Below are 16,058 nucleotides of genomic sequence, written 5' to 3'. Positions count from 1 at the left end.
CGATAGGGCTACAGGTTCTGGTAATTCGGCCCCGACCCACCCTCTGGCGTCACCCAGGTGATGATCTCGTACGGGTCCTTGATGTCGCAGGTCTTGCAGTGCACGCAGTTGGCGGCGTTGATCTGCAGGCGCTTGCCTTCGCTGCCGTCGGCGCGGGCTTCGTTGACGATCTCGTACACGCCGGCGGGGCAGAAGCGGGTGCAGGGGTTGTCGTATTCCTCGGCACAGCGGGTGATGCAGATGCTGGTGTCGGCCACGTGCAGGTGCACGGGCTGGTCCTCGTCGTGCTCGGTCGCGGCGAAATACACGCCGGCGAGGCGGTCGCGCGGGGCGAGGGTGCGGTCGAGGTAATCGCGCCTGGGTTCTTCGTGCGCGCCGACCTTGTCGAGCGAGGACCAGTCGGGCTTGTTCTTCAGCGTCCACGGCGAGCGGCCGCCGGTGAGGGTTTCCCACGCGGCGTTCAACATGCCCCACCACAGCCCGCGCTTGAAGCCGGGCTTGATGTTGCGCACCTTCTTCAGTTCCGCCATCGCGTCGGAGGCGCGCAGCTTCGCGTCGAAGCCTTCCGGCGCGAGCTGTGTCGCGACCAGGTGTTCGGCGGCGAGCATGCCCGAGCGGATCGCCTGGTGCGTGCCCTTGATCTTGGGCACGTTGAGCAGGCCGGCGGTGTCGCCGATCAGCAGCGCGCCGGGCATCTCCACCTTCGGCAGCGACTGCCAGCCGCCGGTGACGATCGCGCGCGCACCGGCGGAGACGATGCTGCCGCCGTCGAGCAACGACTTCACCATCGGGTGGTTCTTCCACTGCTGGAAGGCTTCCCACGGCTTGTATTCGGGGTCCTTGTAGTCCAGGCCGCTGACATAGCCGAGCGCGATACGGCCCTTGTCCAGGTGGTAGAGGAAGCTGCCGCCGTAGGTGTGGCTGTCGGCCGGCCAACCGAAGCTGTGCACGATCTTGCCGGGCGTGACGCGGTCTTCCGGCACCTGCCACAGTTCCTTGATGCCGATCGAGTAGCCCTGCGGGTCGCTGTCGGCGTCGAGCCTGAACTGCTTGATCAAGCGCTTGGTGAGGTGGCCGCGCGCGCCTTCGGCGAGCACGGTGACCTTGGCGCGGATGTCGATGCCCTGGGTGTAGCCGGGCTTGTGCGAGCCGTCCTTGGCCACGCCCATGTCACCGATGCGCACGCCGATGACTTTGCCGACGCTTCCATCAGGATTGGTGTCGTGCAGGGTCTCGGCGGCGGCGAAGCCGGGATAGATCTCCACGCCCAGCGCCTCGGCCTGCGGCGCCAGCCACGCGCACATCGCGCCGAGGCTGACGATCACGTTGCCGTGGTTGTTCATGCCCGGCGGCACCGGCAGCTTGCGGCCGCCGGTCTTGCTCAGCAGCCAGAACTCGTCCTCGGTCGCCGGCACGCAGATCGGCGGTGGATTGTCGCGCCAGGTCGGCAGCAGCGCGTCGAGCGGGCCGGTTTCGATCACCGCGCCCGACAGGATGTGGGCACCGATGGTCGAGGCCTTCTCGATCACGCAGACCGAGATGTCCGGGTTCAGCTGCTTGAGCCGGATCGCGAACGCCAGTCCGGCCGGGCCGCCGCCGACGGTGACGACGTCGTATTCCATGACATCGCGTTCGATGGGTTCACTCATGCCTGCGGTTCCACTGGGATTGCGTCAAGAACACTATTGTCGCGGTTTTCCCCCCGGCACGTGCAACCGGATGCTCAGCCCGTGGCTGCGGGATGGAGGTCCACATAGAGCAGCCGCCAGCGCAGGCTGACCTGTGCGCCGTGCCGCTCGATCCCGACGCTGTCGCTCAGCGCGTCGAGCAGCAGGCTGCCAGGGCAATCCACCAAGCCGAACAGGCGGCTGCAGAAGCCGGCCAGTGCGTCGAGGGAGGCGAAATGCCAGGGGCATTCGATTTCCTCCAGGCGCGACACCCGGCCCAGCGCTGCGAAGCGCGCATGGTCCAGGCGCAGGTAGCGGCCCGCATGGCCGGTGAGGTTGTGGCGTCCGACAAAACCGTCGAGGAAACCGGCGATGCCGCTGCCATGCCGCACGTCAGCCAGGTGCAGGGTGCCGTCCGGCGTCAGCCGATCGAGCAGGCCGCGCAGGAAGGCATCCTGGTCCTCGATGTGGTGCAAGGCGGCCAGGCATACGGCGTGCTCGAACCGGCCGTGCGTCCAGGTCCGGGCCGGGTCGTACTGCGGCAGGTCGGTGCCGAACCCGGAGGTCAGTTCAAGGCTGCACAGCTCCGTTTCGCACGGCAGGTAACGCTGCAGGTAGCCGCCACCGGCAGGCACGTCCAGGACGCGCTGTCCGGCCTGCACCGGCGTCGCGGAGAACAACGCCTCGAACTCGCGTCGCCGCGCCTGCGGCTGGCACGACATGGCTGCGTGGTAGTCGTGTCCGCGCTGGGCGAAGATGTCCGCGTAGCCAAGGTTCATGCAGCCGCCGACCGTGTGGCCGGAAATTGCCAGCGTTGTGGATCCAGCAGCAGCGCCGCCAGCGCATCGTGGATCTGGCGAATGGGGGCGTCCCAGTAATTCGGTGACGGTTTCGAATTGTGCAGGATGTTCATGGCCGAATTGGTTTCGAACATCAGCAGGCGGCCGTCGGGGCGAAGGCTGCAGTCCATGCCGAAGAAGTCCAGTCGCATGATGTCGACGACCGCCGCAAGTGTCTCGCGCAGGCGCGGCAGCACATCGCTGCGGAATGTCGTCAGCATGGTTGTTTCCTCCTGCGCCATCCAGTCGTTGCGATCCTGTGCGTGCACATGCCAGTCATCGGCGATGACCAGGTGACGCAGGAACACGTCGCGTCCGACGAACACCAGGCGCATCTTGCGGTGCATTCCGTCGTCGTCGCGGTAGTCGACGAACTCGGTCAGATAGAGGTCGCGCCCGCCCCAGGGGATGCTGCGCAGGCCGACGGCGGCCCCGTCGGCGCTGTCGATCCGGACCGTGGCGCTGCCATTGTGGGCGCCGGCAATGCGCACGATTAGCGGGAACCGCAGTCCGTTCACGTTGGCCACGCGTGCGAGGTCGGCAGGTTCGTCGAGTCGTGTGCGGACGGTGCGCGGCACCTGCAACCCGTGGATGTGCGCGAGTTTGACGGCGACGCGCTCCCGCGTGGTATCGAGCACGGCGCTCGGGTGGTTGAAGCAGGGCGCCTGCAATTCGGCCACGATGTGTTCGAGGGAGTGCAGCGACTGCGCTGAGGTATCCGGGTCGCAGATGTTGTTCAGCAGCGGCCGGCCACGCGCGGCCTGGTTGGGCGTGACCGGGATGCTCGATCCGAAATACACCTCGGTCAGGTGACGGCGGATGGCCGGATCGAGCTGCGATGGGAAGCTGCTGTTGCCGGGCACGCTCCAGCCGATCTCGCCGGTGCGGGGGTGCGCGCCCAGGTAGACCAGCCGGTCGTCGGGCAGGCCGACCATCACTGGCATCGGCGTAAGGTGCATTGGCATCTGGTCCGCCCCCTTTCGGCTTCGAGCGGCGATGGTAGCGTTAGTGCATGGCTTGCGTTCCGATCCCGCTGCCCGATGCCGACCTCGCCTACGATCCGCAATGGCTGGAAGCGGCGGCGGCCGATCGCCTCCTGGTTGAACTGCGCGACGGTGTCGCCTGGGAGAACCACCGCGTCCGCCTGTTCGGCCGCGAACACCCCTCGCCGCGGCTGAGCTGCTGGATCGGCGACCCGGACACCGCGTACCGCTACTCCGGCAGCCTGTTCGAGCCGCGGCCCTGGCCGGCGTTGCTGTTGCCGTTGCGGGATCGCCTGAGCCATGAGCTGGGCGTGGCCTTCAACAGCGTGCTGGCGAACCTGTACCGCGACGGGCACGACTGCATGGGCTGGCACAGCGACGACGAGCGCGAACTCGGCGCGGCGCCGGTGATCGCTTCGGTCAGCCTGGGGGCGACGCGCCGCTTCGTGCTCAAGCACCGCCAAACGCCGCAGAAGCTGGCGATCGAGCTGCCGCATGGCAGCCTGATGGTGATGGCCGGGATGACGCAGCGTCATTACCGCCATGCGCTGCCTCGAACGGTGAAACCGGTGGGCGAGCGCATCAATCTGACCTTCCGCAAGATCCATCCATTGTAAGACGCCGTCACTATGGATCCGCCGACCCGGCGACAAAGGAGCGCCACCAGGCGGCGCTCTGCACGCGCGGCAAACGGGTCGCTACAAGCCGCCCTTGACGATCGTCCAGCTTCCGGTGGGATACGTACCTGCGATCGCCGGGAAAGCTGGAGTGAAGCTAGTGCCTGTACCCAGCCAGATCCGTACGTCACGATTGGCACTGGTCCATACAACGTCCAGCTTGCCGTCGCCGTTGTGGTCGCCCGTGGTGGCCACGCTATAACTAGTTGCCATCGAGGCGGTCCAACTACCGGTTCGTTGCGTGCCATTCATCAGCCAGACGGTGAAGTTGTTATTGCTGATCTGGCCGTTGCGGAAGAGCAGATCTGCCTTGCCATCCCCGTTAACGTCACCGGCACCCACGAGCGCTCCCGAGCCGCTTGCGTTGCCCACGATCGCCGGGAAGGTTGGGGTGAAGCTCGTGCCCGTACCCAGCCAAACCCGGACATCATTGTTGCCGCTGGTCCACACGATGTCGATTTTACCGTCGCCGTTGAGATCCCCCGTGGCACCTACGCGGTAGCTCGTTGCCATCGTGGTGGCCCAGCTGCCGGTTCGCTGCGTGCCGTTCATCAGCCAAACGGTGAAGTTGTTGCTGCCGAGCTGGTCATTGCGAAAAAGCAGATCCGACTTGCCATCACCGTTGACGTCACCGGCGCCCACGAATGCGCCCAGACCGGCCGCGTTGCCCACGATCGCGGGGAAGGCCGGGGTGAAGCTCGTGCCCGTGCCCAGCCAGATCCGAACATCGCTATTGGAACTGGTCCAAACGATGTCGAGTTTGCCGTCACCACTGACATCACTCGTGGCGGCCACTCGATAGCTCGCCGCCATCGTGGTGGTCCAGCCGCCAGACCGCTGCGTGCCGTTCATCAGCCAGACGATGAAGTTGTCGCTGCCGATCTGGCTATTGCGGAACAGCAGATCCGATTTGCCATCACCGTTTATATCGTCGCGTGCGTGAACCGAGGTCGATGAAATGACCGTTGCTCGGAAGCCCGCGATGATTGGCATTACCTCCATCATGCTGCGCGCATTGTCGGCCTGGTCTGCAATACCGCAAGGCGCACCGCCACAGGATGTAATGAGCGGATTGGCGAACACGCGATACCTGGTTTGGCCTTCCCGCCGGTTGGACATGATCGTGGCGATATCTGCAGGCGTGCCGTCCGTGCTGTAGCCAAATGAATACGGGTGACGGCCGTACTCCTCAGGATCGAGCAGATTGCCATTGTTGTCGGAGTCATCGCTTCCACTAGCCGAGACTACGTCGTGCTGCTGCCCCATGTTGTGGCCGAGTTCGTGCGCAAGGTGGACGTCGGGGCAGGTCACGCCGTTGTCGGGGAACATGTCACCGCTGGTGTCGTTGACTACCGCCGTCCCGAACGCAGTGCTGCTGGAGTTGATCGCACTCTGGCCGCCGCCCAGGAGCCAGGCGACGCCGCAACTCGCGCTTGAGGTCTCGAACTTGCGGACAAGCACAAGCAGATCCGCGCCATAGGCCCACCGTGCGGAGACCAGCGGCTGCAACGCGGCGGGCTGCGCACGCGCAGTGCAGTCGAAACGCGCGGAACTCCGGTAATGGGCGCCGTTTGTTGCCTCGGTGCAATCCACCCCGGTGAGGTCGAATAGCGCGGAGTCGTTATGCGTGCTGTCGGGATAGCTCACCTGGACCGCGTGCACCAGGCGGATCTGAGCGGTGATGCCACTGGCCAAATACGCTTGGTTCGCTGTGTCCACCAGGAAGTGCAGTCGGGTCCTGGCCTGTGATTCACCGCCCAGCCGTGTCGCGAATCCGGTGGTGAACCCCATGGCGATATCGACTGTCGTCGGTGTCAGGGCCGCTGCCGCCACTGCCGCCGCTGCCGAAACGCGGGCGACCGGGGCTGGGTCGCTGGTCCCCTGCAAGATGTTCGGCGTGCCTGTCGCCATTGACTGCTGCATGCCTGACGCGACCAGGAAGTCACCATCGTTGGTGGCGATTTTGTTGTGATCGACTCGGCTGTAATCAGTTTCCACCAGCCAGGTCGAGCCAGCTTCGGTAGTTATGCTGAGATCGGCTTTGCCCTGGCGAATGTTGCCGAACACGGCCTTCTCGCCGAAGGTCAGAAGGGTTTCCGTCCCTGGCGCGCTTCCATCCTGGCGCCCAACCCATGTCCAATTGCCATCCGGATGCTCCACGTGACGCTCATAGCGAAGGCGGATGATTTCGCCATTGGGTGCGCGCACCGTCATCTCGCCTTCGACGATGGCACGCAGGGCGTGCTGCTCGCTTATCTGCACGGGCTGCCAGGTAGAGGCGCCGGAATGGATGGTTTTTCGTTCATCATCGTAGGAAAGCAGCTCCCCATGATCGGGATAGGACGCAATCGCAGATGTGGCCGCACGCATACCGGCCGATCCGACCGCGTTCAGGGATTCGACTGCCTGCGGGTGAGGTGTCCCGCGCTTGAGAGTGCCCGGACGATCCACGGACAGGAGCAGGCCGAACCCCAGTAGTGCAGCGACAGTGAAGAGAAAAGCGCGCATGCCGATTACCCCTCGCAGAGGGCCATCCCGGGGCCCGTACCTGCTAAACGGATTAGCGCGATCAACAGCGGCCATGCCTGGGGGATTCGTGCCATCTCGCGGTTCGCTCTTCACGTCGCGCAAACACAAGCTCCCGGCAGGCCGACCCCCGTGCCGGGATGAACGACAGTCGCGCTTCGTGTCTGGGCGCCACCGGGGCAGCGATATGCGTTTTGACAGTGCCTGAGGTCGGCACTCGCAAGTCACGGTGCAGGCTGAGGTTGCCTCACCGTCGCGCGCGTTCGTATTGCTCGCCGGTGGTCAGCGTCCAACCTGCCAGTTCGCCGGTGACCGCGGCCAATGCCTCGTCGAAGGCCGCCACCACGTCGGGCACCGCGGTCGTCGCGGCGGGCCGGGCCTGCCGGAACGTGTGCGAACCGGCGAGCTGCTGGTCCTTCACGTGCAGCAGCTTGGCCGTCACCTCGATTGTGGCCGAGGGCAGCGCGGTGCCGGCGTAGTCCGACTCGAAGCGGCGGATGTCCAGCATCAGCCGGTAGTCCGCGCCGAAGCCGCTGCCCTGGCGCGCGACAACGGCGATGCGGCCGGAATCTTCCAGCGCGTGCAGGACGCTGTCCTCCAGCATGTCGCCGGGCGACTTCGCCCACTGCGCGTCCTTGTAGACCTGCAGTTCGTTGGGCGTGGGGCGGACCATGATGCGCTGGCTGTCGGCGATGCGGATGCCGCTGGTGCGCCCCATCGCGAGTCGCCAACGCACCTGCGGCCAGCCCTGGGTGTCGGCGACGCGCACGTCGGGCGCGTAGATCGCGCTGTGGCTGGTGCCGCCGCCGAGCAGGGAGCTGCAGCCGGCCAGCAGCAACGGCGCGAGCAGGGCCGCCGAGCGGAAGCCCGCGCGGCGCGGGCGGCAAGAGGTGTGGCGCGATCCCGTCTTCATTTGGGTTCGAACTCCTTGGGTGCGTCGCGGCCCAGCAGGTACTGGGTGGGGCCGTGGTCGAGGCGGTCGCTGATGCGGCGCAGGTCGCGCACCAGCGCGCGCAGTTCGGCGAGGGTCGGGCCGAGCTGGCCGAGCCCGTCGTTGGCGAAGCTGCCGATGGCGTCGCGGTTGTCGGTGACGATGCCGTTCACGCCGGCGGCGGCGGAGTCGAGCTTGCTCAGCGTGCCGTCGAGCTTGGTGATCAGCGCCGGCAGCTTCTGTACCACGTCGCGGTCGATGTCGGCGACGGCGCGGTCGGTGGTGGTGAGCGTCTTCTCGAGCTGCTCGCTGGAGCGGCGCGCGCTGACGATCATCGCGCGGATGTCCTCGCCCTGGTCGCCAACCGCGCTGGTCATGGCCTCGATGTTGGCGAGCGAGTTGGAGATGCGCTTGATGTTCTCCTCGCTCAGCAGCTCGTCCATGCGCGCGACCAGCTTGTTGGCGGTGTCGGCGATGTTCTGCAGCGCGGAGGCCTCGGTCTGGATGATCGGAATCTCGTTGCGGTCGACTTCCGACAATCGCGGCGCCTGCGGGCTGCCGCCGGTGAGCTGGATGACCGGCGGCGCGGTGAGGCTGGGCGTGGAGATCTTGGCGCGGGTGTCGGTCTTGACCGGCGTGCGCGCCTGGATGCGCAGGGTGGCGAGTACGCGGCGCGGGTCCTGCGGTGCGAGCTGCAGTGCGTCGATCGTGCCCACGGCGATGCCGTTGTAGAGCACCGGGCTGCCTTCGCTGAGGCCGGTGACCGGCTCCTCGAACACCACCGCGTACTTCAGCCAGTCCTTCTCGGCGGAGTACTTGGCGGCCCACAGCGCGAACAGCAGCAGGAACAGCGTTATCACTATCGTGAACGCGCCGATCAGGACGTAGTTGGCCTTGGTTTCCATCTCAGTTGTCCTCGCCGGCGCGGATGCGCGCCACCTGGGCGGCGCGGGCGCGCGGGCCGTGGAAGTATTCCTGCACCCAGGGGTGATCGTACCGCTCCACTTCCGCGATCGGCGCGCACACCACGACCCTGCGGTCGGCGAGCACTGCGATGCGGTCGCAGATGGCGTAGAGGGTGTCGAGGTCGTGGGTGATCAGGAACACGGTCAGCCCCAGCGCCTGCTGCAGCGTGCGGATCAGCCGGTCGAAGGCGGCCGCGCCGATCGGATCGAGGCCGGCGGTGGGTTCGTCGAGGAACAGGAGCGGCGGGTCCAGCGCCAGCGCCCGCGCCAGGCCGGCGCGCTTGCGCATGCCGCCGGACAGCTGCGAGGGCAGCTTGTTGATCGCGTCGGCGGGCAGGCCGGCGAGCTTGACCTTGAGCAGGGCCAGTTCGTAGCGCAGCGAGTCCGGCAGTTCGCGGTGGTATTCCTTCAGCGGCACCTGCACGTTCTCGCCGACCGTGAGCGAGGAGAACAGGGCGCCGTCCTGGAACAGCACGCCGGTGTTGCGTTCGATCTCGCGGTGCCGGTCGGCGGCGGGATTGCGCGCGTCCAGGCCTAGCACTTCGATGGAACCTTCATCGGGCTCGCGCAGGCCGAGGATGGAGCGCATCAGCACCGACTTGCCCGTGCCCGAGCCGCCGACCACGCCGATGATCTCGCCTGGATACACGTCGAGGTCGAGGCCATCGTGCACGACCTGTTCGCCGAAGCGGTTGACCAGGCCGCGCACGCGGATGATCGGGGAACCGGGATTGGAGATTGGGGATTGGGGATTCGGCAAGGCGGGTCCCTCCGCAGCATCGCGGTCGCTGGCTTTTGCTTTGTCGAATCCCGAATCCCGAATCACGAATCTCCGCTCCTAATAGCCCATCTCCATGAACCAGATCGCCGCGAGCGCGTCGAGGATGATCACCAGCGAGATCGTCTGCACCACGCTGGAGGTGGTGCGCTCGCCGACCGATTCTGCCGAGCCTTCCACCTGCAGGCCTTCCAGGCAGCCGATCAGGGCGATGACCAGGGCGAAGAACGGCGCCTTCACCAGGCCCACGACGAAGTGGCGCAGTTCCATCGTGTCGTGCATGCGCGCGAGGTACTGGGTCGGCGGGATGTCCAGGCCATAGGCGCCGACGGTGAGGCCGCCGAGCAGGCCGAACACCATCGCGATGAAGGTCAGCAGCGGCAGCATCACCAGCAGCGCCAGCACGCGCGGGATCACCAGCAGGTCGATGGGATCCATGCCGAGCGTGCGGATCGCGTCGACTTCCTCGCGGCTCTTCATCGCGCCGATCTGCGCGGTGAAGGCGCTGGCGGTGCGGCCGGCGAGGATGATCGCGGTGAGCAGCACGCCGAACTCGCGCAGGAAGGCGATGCTCACCAGTTCCACCACGTAGATGGTGGCGCCGAAGTCGCGCAGGATGTTCGAGCCGAGGAACGCGATCACCGCGCCGACGAGGAAGGCCAGCAGCGCCACCAGCGGCACGGCGTCGAGGCCGACCTGTTCCATGTGGTGCACGGTCGCGGTCGGGCGGAAGCGCGAGGGCTCCTTGAAGGTGCGCACCAGCTTCAGCAGGGTCTCGCCGAAGAAGCCGATCAGCGCACGCACTTCACCGGCGTTGTCGTTGACCGCGTAGCCCAGTCGCGCCAGCGCCGCGGCGATGCCGTATTCGCGCTTCTTCTTAGGGCGGTCGTCGGCCACGTCCTCGATCGCGGCGACGAGGTTGCGGTGCTCGTCGCGGAATACGATGGCGTCGAAATCGAAGCCGCGGCGGCGCGAGAAGCGCAGCAGCTGCAGCACGCCCAGCGAGTCCAGTCGGTCGACCCCGGTGGCATCGATCGCCGCGATGTCGCGTGGCGAGCCCGACAGCGCGTGGCTGATGCCTTCGGAATGCTCCAGCGTCCACGGCCCGCGAAGGAGCAGGTGCGCGGGACTGCCTTCGGCGACGAGCTGCGGTCGGGACACGGTCGGAGCGGTCATGGACTGGAGGGCAGGATACAGGCGGCGCGTTCGAATTGGCCCATGGGGCGTGTCGGTGGCGTGTAGACGCCGCGTGGCGATGCCCCGTACGTACTGTCGAAATGCCCCGGCAGCGTTACCGGCCGACATCGCGGCATGCGATGCTTCGCGCCATCGTCAGGATCCCGTCCGCCTTGTCCGCCACCCACGTGTCCTTCGCGTCCATCAGCTTCGCCGACCGCATCGCCTTCCTGGTGGAGCTGGCCGAGCGCCTGCACCTGTACGGCACCACCGCGCAGCGCCTGGAGGGCGCGATCAGCGCCGTGTCGCGCCAGCTGCACGTGGCCTGCGAACCCTGGTCGAACCCCACCGGCATGATCCTGACCTTCAGCGATCCGCAGCGCCCGGAAGGGGAGAGCGAAGTCACCCGCGTGCTGCGCTTGCCGCTGGGCGATACCGACCTCTACCGGCTGGCGGAAACCGACCGCATCGCCGAGGACGTGATGGCCGGCCGCCTCGGCCTGCGCGAGGCGCACGCGCAGATGAGCGCGCTCGATCGTCCGCACAGCCGGCGCGCGCGGATCATGCAGGTGCTCGGCTTCGGCCTGGCCGCCACCGCGATTGCCGGCCTGCTGCGGCTGCCGTGGCTGGACATCGCCGTGGCCGGGCTCAACGGCCTGGTGATCGGCGCGTTGGTCGACTACGCGGCGACGCGGCCGCGGCTGAAGGAAGCCAGCGACGCGATCGCGGCGATGCTGGCGGCGCTGGCGACGGCGCTGGTCGCCAGCTTCGTGGCGCCGCTCAACCAGAACACGGTGATCATCGCCTCGCTGATCGTGCTGCTGCCGGGTATGGCGCTCACCAACGCGGTCAACGAACTCACCAGCCAGCACCTGGTGTCGGGCACCGCACGCTTCGCCGGCGCGGTGACCACGGTGCTCAAGCTCACCGTCGGCGTGGTGATCGCGCTCTACCTCGGCGACCTGCTGGGGCTGGCGCCGCAGGTGCAGGCCTCGCGGCCGCAACCGTGGTGGGTGGAAGGCTGTTCCTTGCTGTTGGCTGCATTCGCGTTCGCGGTGCTGTTCCGCGCGCACCGGCGCGACTACCCGCGGGTGATGCTGGCCGCGGCGACGGGTTATCTGATCGCGCGCTACGCCGGCGAAGCCTTCGGCAGCCCGGCCGGGATCTTCCTTGCCGCGCTGGTGATGACCGCGGCAGGCAACGCGTACGCGCGCTGGTGGAAGCGCCCCGGCGCGATCATCCGCGTGCCCGGCATCATCATGCTGGTGCCCGGCAGCACCAGCCTGCGCGGGCTGCTGACGATGATCCAGCAGCAGGACACGGTGATCGGGCAGGACGCGTTGCTGGCCGTGGTCAACATCCTGCTGGCGCTGCTGGCCGGCCTGCTGTTCGGCAGCCTGTTGCTGCCGCCGGGGCGCAATCTTTAGCGACTGAATAATTGCCGTCATCCCCGCGAAGGCGGGGATCCATGGACGTTAAGTCGTTGAACCGCAACGTCCTTGGATGACCAGACATTCGTCTGTGGAAAGCCCCGCCTTCGCGGGAATGACGAGCAAGTGAGATCTATTCAGGCCACTCCTAGCGCACGCCGCAGAACGAAAAACGCCGGCTTGCGCCGGCGTTTTCATGTCGGTGACGCGAGCGCGTCACCGGATCAGGAACTCCTCGATCTTGCGCCCGTTGTCCAGGTAGGTCGCCAGCCAGCGCGGCGGCTTGCCGCGGCCGGCCCAGGTCTCCCCGGCGTTGGCCGGGTTGCGGTACTTCGGCGCGACCTTGCCGAGCTTGTAGCCCTTGGTGGTCTTGCGCGCCCCAGTGATGGCCTTGGCCGGCCTGGTGGCGGCCTTGCCCGCGGATGCGCCGCCGAACAGCTCGGCGATCGTGTAGCCCTCGGCGCGCGCCAGCTCGGTGAGCTTGCGGCGCACGGCCGCCAGCGGCTTGCGCTTGTTGAGCGTGGTCTTGCGCTTCTTCGCCTGGGTGATCAGCGCGTCCAGTTCCTTCGCGGACAGGCCGGTGATGTCGATCGACATGAAACCTCCGGAGATGCGGTGAATGCGAGCCTGTCCCGATTATGCCGTGCGAAGTCGCCTCATGCCGCGCCCAGTCGTGCCAGCAGCGCCGCGCGGTCCAGGTTCTCCGCTTCGCTGGCGCGGCGGTGGCGGTATTCGAACGAACCGGCGGCGAGGCCGCGTTCGGACACCACCACGCGGTGCGGGATGCCGATCAGTTCGATGTCCGCGAACATCGCGCCCGGGCGCAGGCCGCGGTCGTCGAGCACGGCGTCGATGCCGGCCGCGTTGAGTTCGCGGTACAGCGCCTCGGCTGCGGCGGTGACGCCGGCGTCGTTCTTCGGGTTGATCATGCACACGGCGACCTGCCACGGCGCCATCGCGTCGGGCCAGATGATGCCGTTGTCGTCGTGGTTCTGTTCGATCGCCGCGGCGACGATGCGGGAGACGCCGATGCCGTAGCAACCCATCGCCGGATGGACGGCCTTGCCGTTGGCGTCGAGCACCGTGCACTGCATCGCCTCGGAGTACTTGCGGCCCAGCGCGAACACGTGGCCGACCTCGACGCCGCGGGCGATGGCGAGCGTGCCCTGGCCGTCGGGCGAGGGATCGCCTTCGACGACGTTGCGGATATCGGCGACCAGGTCGGGCTCGGGCAGGTCGCGGCCCCAGTTGACGCCGGCGAGGTGGAAGCCCTTCTCGTTGGCGCCGACGACGAAGTCGGCCATCGCCGCGACGCTGCGGTCGGCGATGATGCGGATCGCCTGCTTGGGCGACCCGGCGGTGCTCTTGGCACCGCCGACAAGCACGGGACCGAGGAAGCCGGGCTCGCTGCCCAGGTGCGTGTCGATCTCGCCTTCGCTGGCCATGCGGTAGTCGGCGAGGCCGGCCAGCTTGGCCAGCTTGACCTCGTTGACGGCGTGGTCGCCGCGCACGAGCGCGAGCACGAATTGCGGCGCGCCGTCGCCATCCACACCCATCAGCGCGACCGACTTCACCGTGCGCTGCAGCGGGATGCCCATCAGCGCGGCGACGTCCTCGCAGGTCTTCTGCGTCGGCGTGTCGACCTTGCGCATCGCCTCGCCGGCGGCGGCGCGCGGGCCGGGGGCGACGGCTTCGGCCAGCTCGACGTTGGCGGCGTAGTCCGAACCGGTGGAGAAGAAGATCGCGTCCTCGCCGGAATCGGCCAGCACCTGGAACTCGTGCGAAGCGCTGCCGCCGATCGCGCCGGTGTCGGCGGCGACGGCGCGGAACTTCAGGCCCAGGCGGGTGAAGACGCGGCCGTAGGTGTCGTACATGTTCTGGTATTCGGCGGCGAGCGACTCGTCGTCGACGTGGAAGGAGTAGGCATCCTTCATCAGGAACTCGCGCGCGCGCATCGCGCCGAAGCGTGGGCGGATCTCGTCGCGGAACTTCCACTGGATGTTGTAGAAGTTCACCGGCAGCTGCTTGTAGCTGGACAGCTCGTTGCGCGCGAAGTCGGTGATGACTTCCTCGGCGGTGGGGCCGTAGCAGTACTCGGCTTCCTTGCGGTCCTTGATCTTGAGCAGCTGGCCGCCGAACTTCTGCCAGCGCCCGGTTTCCTCCCACAGCTCCTTGGGCTGGATGGTCGGCATCAGCAGCTCCAGCGCGCCGGCGGCGTTCATCTCCTCGCGCACGGCGTTCTCCACCTTGCGCAGCACGCGCAGGCCGAGCGGGCTCCAGGTGTACAGGCCGGCGGCGAGCTTGCGCATCATGCCGGCCTTGAGCATCAGCTTGTGGCTGACGATCTCGGCCTCGGCGGGGGTTTCCTTGCTGGTGTGGAGGTGGAACTGCGACAGGCGCATCGGTGGGGCTTCACGCAAAGGGAAGCCGGCATTTTGCCATGCGTCGCGCGGATCCACGGGCCGCGCCGCCCCGTGGGCTAGGGTTTGGTGGAGTCGTCCGGCTCGGGCAGGGCGGCACTGCGGTCGCCGTGGACCTCGATGCCGGTCAGGGGCTCGCGCTCGACCCGTTCGTACTTGCGCCCGGCATTCCGGCCATGCGGCGGCTGCTCGGTGATCTGCAGGACGCCGTGGGCGTCGCGCCAGCGGTACAGGACCGGTCGCGCCGCTTCTGCCGCGGCGGCGGCCTTGCGCTCGCGTTCGATGCGGACCTGTTCGCGCTCGTCGCGCGTGGTCCACCACCAGACGCCGACGCCCAGCGCGATCCCGGCCAGCAGCGCCCAGCCCAGGCGCATCTCAGGTCCCGGCCGGCTTCGTGCAGTAGGCCTGCAGCAAGCGCTGGGTCTTCTCGATCTGCTGCGCGCGCTCGCCGGCGTTCATCTCGCTATCGGGCTTGCCGTCGCCGTTGGCGTCCTCGCCGACCGGCCGGCTGCTCTGCAACTGCGCCAGGTTGCTGCGGTAAGTGGCGCAGTTCGGGTTGTCCTGCCCCGGCGTCAGGCGGACCGGGTCGGCCGGGGCCGTGGCCGTTGGCTCGGCAGCCGCGGAAGCGGCGCGCGCGTCCTTGAGGTCACGGTTGCGCACGCCCTGCTGGCTGGGCGGCGGCGCGTCGGAATAATGGGTGACGCCGTTCGCGTCCTTCCACTGGTAGACCTTGGCGGCGAAGACGGGCAGGGCGGCCAGCAGGACGGCCAGTGCGAGGAAGAGCCGGATCGTGCGACGGGGGCTCGTGCGGGGCATGGGCGTGCTCGCGGCGGCGGTGGAAGTTCCGATTGCAGCACCGTGCCCGCATGCAGGCAAGGGTTAAACTCGCGGACATGGACGAAACGCACCTTCCACGGCCGCGCGGCCGCGGCATCTACCTGCTGCCCAACCTGTTCACCACGGGCGGCATGTTCGCCGGCTTCTACGCGATCATCGCGGCGACCCAGGGTCGCTACGAATACGCCTGCATCGCGATCTTCATCGCCGCCATCCTCGATGGCCTCGACGGCCGCGTCGCGCGCCTGACCAACACCCAGAGCGAATTCGGCGTGCAGTACGACTCGCTCGCCGACCTGATCAGCTTCGGCCTGGCGCCGGCGCTGGTGATGTACCACTGGGCTCTGTCGTCGACGCGGCTGGACGGCGTGGTGCCGGGCAAGATCGGCTGGATCGCCGCCTTCCTCTACGCCGCCTGCGCGGCCATCCGCCTGGCGCGCTTCAACTCGCAGGTGGGGCAGGTCGACAAGCGCTGGTTCATCGGGCTGGCGAGCCCGGCGGCGGCGGGACTCGTGGCCAGCTTCGTGTGGACCTGCCACGACAACGGTTTCTCCGGCGAGGAACTGCGCTGGTTCGCCCTCGGCGTCACGGTGACCGCGGCGCTGCTGATGGTCAGCCGGCTGCGCTACTTCAGCTTCAAGGGCAGTGGGCCGCGCAGCGACCGCGTGCCGTTCCTGGTGGTGATCGTGGTGCTGGCCACGCTGGTGGCGATCGCCATCGACCCGCCGTCGGTGCTGCTGGGCATCGGCGTGGTGTACGCGCTGTCGGGCCCGGCCTACGCGCTGTGGCGCCGCGCGCGCAGGTTGCCGCCGGAGGCGAAGGCGTGACG

General features: G+C 67.5%; 15 protein-coding genes. 3 read left to right on the top strand and 12 right to left on the bottom strand.

Annotated elements, in window-relative coordinates; all coding sequences use genetic code 11:
• Positions 1 to 8: 8 nt before the first annotated feature.
• The 3 genes from H8B22_RS04120 to H8B22_RS04110 all read right to left on the bottom strand — a co-directional run bounded on the left by H8B22_RS04120 (position 9) and on the right by H8B22_RS04110 (position 3,450).
• Positions 9 to 1,649: an electron transfer flavoprotein-ubiquinone oxidoreductase gene (locus tag H8B22_RS04120; RefSeq protein WP_187712853.1), complete on the bottom strand. Its 1,641-nt coding sequence runs from the start codon at positions 1,647 to 1,649 to the stop codon at positions 9 to 11.
• A 74-nt stretch (positions 1,650 to 1,723) separates the two neighbouring features.
• Positions 1,724 to 2,446 (bottom strand): class I SAM-dependent methyltransferase, encoded by a 723-nt coding sequence (locus H8B22_RS04115; RefSeq protein WP_187712852.1) that lies wholly within the window; start codon positions 2,444 to 2,446, stop codon positions 1,724 to 1,726.
• Positions 2,443 to 3,450, bottom strand: coding sequence for an ATP-grasp domain-containing protein (locus H8B22_RS04110; RefSeq protein WP_187712851.1), 1,008 nt, complete (start codon positions 3,448 to 3,450; stop codon positions 2,443 to 2,445). Before H8B22_RS04110 ends, H8B22_RS04115 begins: the two co-directional genes overlap by 4 nt.
• A gap of 68 nt (positions 3,451 to 3,518) precedes the next feature.
• Here H8B22_RS04110 and H8B22_RS04105 point away from each other — a divergent pair, with 68 nt between their 5' ends.
• Positions 3,519 to 4,106 (top strand): alpha-ketoglutarate-dependent dioxygenase AlkB family protein, encoded by a 588-nt coding sequence (locus tag H8B22_RS04105; RefSeq protein ID WP_187712850.1) that lies wholly within the window; start codon positions 3,519 to 3,521, stop codon positions 4,104 to 4,106.
• Between the two features lie 81 nt (positions 4,107 to 4,187).
• On the opposite strand, the gene H8B22_RS04100 is transcribed toward H8B22_RS04105, so the two are convergent.
• From H8B22_RS04100 to H8B22_RS04080, 5 genes are all read right to left on the bottom strand, one after another.
• Positions 4,188 to 6,674, bottom strand: a complete 2,487-nt coding sequence (locus H8B22_RS04100) for an FG-GAP-like repeat-containing protein (protein WP_187712849.1) — start codon at positions 6,672 to 6,674, stop codon at positions 4,188 to 4,190.
• A 265-nt stretch (positions 6,675 to 6,939) separates the two neighbouring features.
• Positions 6,940 to 7,605 carry an ABC-type transport auxiliary lipoprotein family protein gene (locus H8B22_RS04095; RefSeq protein WP_187712848.1) on the bottom strand — a complete coding sequence of 222 codons (666 nt, stop codon included), beginning with the start codon at positions 7,603 to 7,605 and terminating at the stop codon, positions 6,940 to 6,942.
• Positions 7,602 to 8,528: an MlaD family protein gene (locus H8B22_RS04090; RefSeq protein WP_187712847.1), complete on the bottom strand. Its 927-nt coding sequence runs from the start codon at positions 8,526 to 8,528 to the stop codon at positions 7,602 to 7,604. Before H8B22_RS04090 ends, H8B22_RS04095 begins: the two co-directional genes overlap by 4 nt.
• Position 8,529: 1 nt before the next feature.
• Positions 8,530 to 9,348 (bottom strand): ABC transporter ATP-binding protein, encoded by an 819-nt coding sequence (locus H8B22_RS04085; RefSeq protein ID WP_187712846.1) that lies wholly within the window; start codon positions 9,346 to 9,348, stop codon positions 8,530 to 8,532.
• Between the two features lie 78 nt (positions 9,349 to 9,426).
• Complete coding sequence (locus H8B22_RS04080) at positions 9,427 to 10,542, bottom strand: MlaE family ABC transporter permease (RefSeq protein WP_187712845.1); 1,116 nt, start codon at positions 10,540 to 10,542, stop codon at positions 9,427 to 9,429.
• Between the two features lie 173 nt (positions 10,543 to 10,715).
• Here H8B22_RS04080 and H8B22_RS04075 point away from each other — a divergent pair, with 173 nt between their 5' ends.
• Positions 10,716 to 11,969: a threonine/serine exporter family protein gene (locus tag H8B22_RS04075; protein ID WP_225876274.1), complete on the top strand. Its 1,254-nt coding sequence runs from the start codon at positions 10,716 to 10,718 to the stop codon at positions 11,967 to 11,969.
• 219 nt (positions 11,970 to 12,188) lie between these two features.
• On the opposite strand, the gene H8B22_RS04070 is transcribed toward H8B22_RS04075, so the two are convergent.
• From H8B22_RS04070 to H8B22_RS04055, 4 genes are all read right to left on the bottom strand, one after another.
• Entirely contained in the window at positions 12,189 to 12,569 is a 381-nt protein-coding gene (locus H8B22_RS04070; RefSeq protein WP_187712843.1) for an H-NS histone family protein, read from the bottom strand.
• 59 nt (positions 12,570 to 12,628) lie between these two features.
• Positions 12,629 to 14,374, bottom strand: coding sequence for a proline--tRNA ligase (locus H8B22_RS04065; RefSeq protein WP_187712842.1), 1,746 nt, complete (start codon positions 14,372 to 14,374; stop codon positions 12,629 to 12,631).
• Between the two features lie 77 nt (positions 14,375 to 14,451).
• Positions 14,452 to 14,766 carry a DUF4124 domain-containing protein gene (locus H8B22_RS04060; protein WP_187712841.1) on the bottom strand — a complete coding sequence of 105 codons (315 nt, stop codon included), beginning with the start codon at positions 14,764 to 14,766 and terminating at the stop codon, positions 14,452 to 14,454.
• A gap of 1 nt (position 14,767) precedes the next feature.
• Positions 14,768 to 15,208, bottom strand: a complete 441-nt coding sequence (locus H8B22_RS04055) for a DUF4124 domain-containing protein (protein ID WP_187712840.1) — start codon at positions 15,206 to 15,208, stop codon at positions 14,768 to 14,770.
• Between the two features lie 77 nt (positions 15,209 to 15,285).
• On the opposite strand from H8B22_RS04055, the gene pssA reads away from it, so the two are divergent.
• Entirely contained in the window at positions 15,286 to 16,056 is a 771-nt protein-coding gene (gene pssA / locus H8B22_RS04050) for a CDP-diacylglycerol--serine O-phosphatidyltransferase (RefSeq protein WP_187712839.1), read from the top strand.
• Positions 16,057 to 16,058 lie beyond the last annotated feature (2 nt).

The sequence above is a fragment of the Lysobacter terrestris genome, from assembly GCF_014489475.1.
GTDB lineage: Bacteria > Pseudomonadota > Gammaproteobacteria > Xanthomonadales > Xanthomonadaceae > Agrilutibacter > Agrilutibacter terrestris.
This window is presented reverse-complemented; position numbering and strand designations above follow the sequence as displayed.

Coding starts and splice junctions, on each gene's coding strand:
- H8B22_RS04095 (WP_187712848.1), bottom strand. CDS start 7,605: ATGAAGACGGGATCGCGCCACACCTCTTGCCGCCCGCGCCGCGCGGGC.
- H8B22_RS04060 (WP_187712841.1), bottom strand. CDS start 14,766: ATGCGCCTGGGCTGGGCGCTGCTGGCCGGGATCGCGCTGGGCGTCGGC.
- H8B22_RS04080 (WP_187712845.1), bottom strand. CDS start 10,542: ATGACCGCTCCGACCGTGTCCCGACCGCAGCTCGTCGCCGAAGGCAGT.
- H8B22_RS04110 (WP_187712851.1), bottom strand. CDS start 3,450: ATGCCAGTGATGGTCGGCCTGCCCGACGACCGGCTGGTCTACCTGGGC.
- H8B22_RS04070 (WP_187712843.1), bottom strand. CDS start 12,569: ATGTCGATCGACATCACCGGCCTGTCCGCGAAGGAACTGGACGCGCTG.
- H8B22_RS04100 (WP_187712849.1), bottom strand. CDS start 6,674: ATGCGCGCTTTTCTCTTCACTGTCGCTGCACTACTGGGGTTCGGCCTG.
- H8B22_RS04105 (WP_187712850.1), top strand. CDS start 3,519: ATGGCTTGCGTTCCGATCCCGCTGCCCGATGCCGACCTCGCCTACGAT.
- H8B22_RS04120 (WP_187712853.1), bottom strand. CDS start 1,649: ATGAGTGAACCCATCGAACGCGATGTCATGGAATACGACGTCGTCACC.
- pssA (WP_187712839.1), top strand. CDS start 15,286: ATGGACGAAACGCACCTTCCACGGCCGCGCGGCCGCGGCATCTACCTG.
- H8B22_RS04055 (WP_187712840.1), bottom strand. CDS start 15,208: ATGCCCCGCACGAGCCCCCGTCGCACGATCCGGCTCTTCCTCGCACTG.
- H8B22_RS04065 (WP_187712842.1), bottom strand. CDS start 14,374: ATGCGCCTGTCGCAGTTCCACCTCCACACCAGCAAGGAAACCCCCGCC.
- H8B22_RS04115 (WP_187712852.1), bottom strand. CDS start 2,446: ATGAACCTTGGCTACGCGGACATCTTCGCCCAGCGCGGACACGACTAC.
- H8B22_RS04090 (WP_187712847.1), bottom strand. CDS start 8,528: ATGGAAACCAAGGCCAACTACGTCCTGATCGGCGCGTTCACGATAGTG.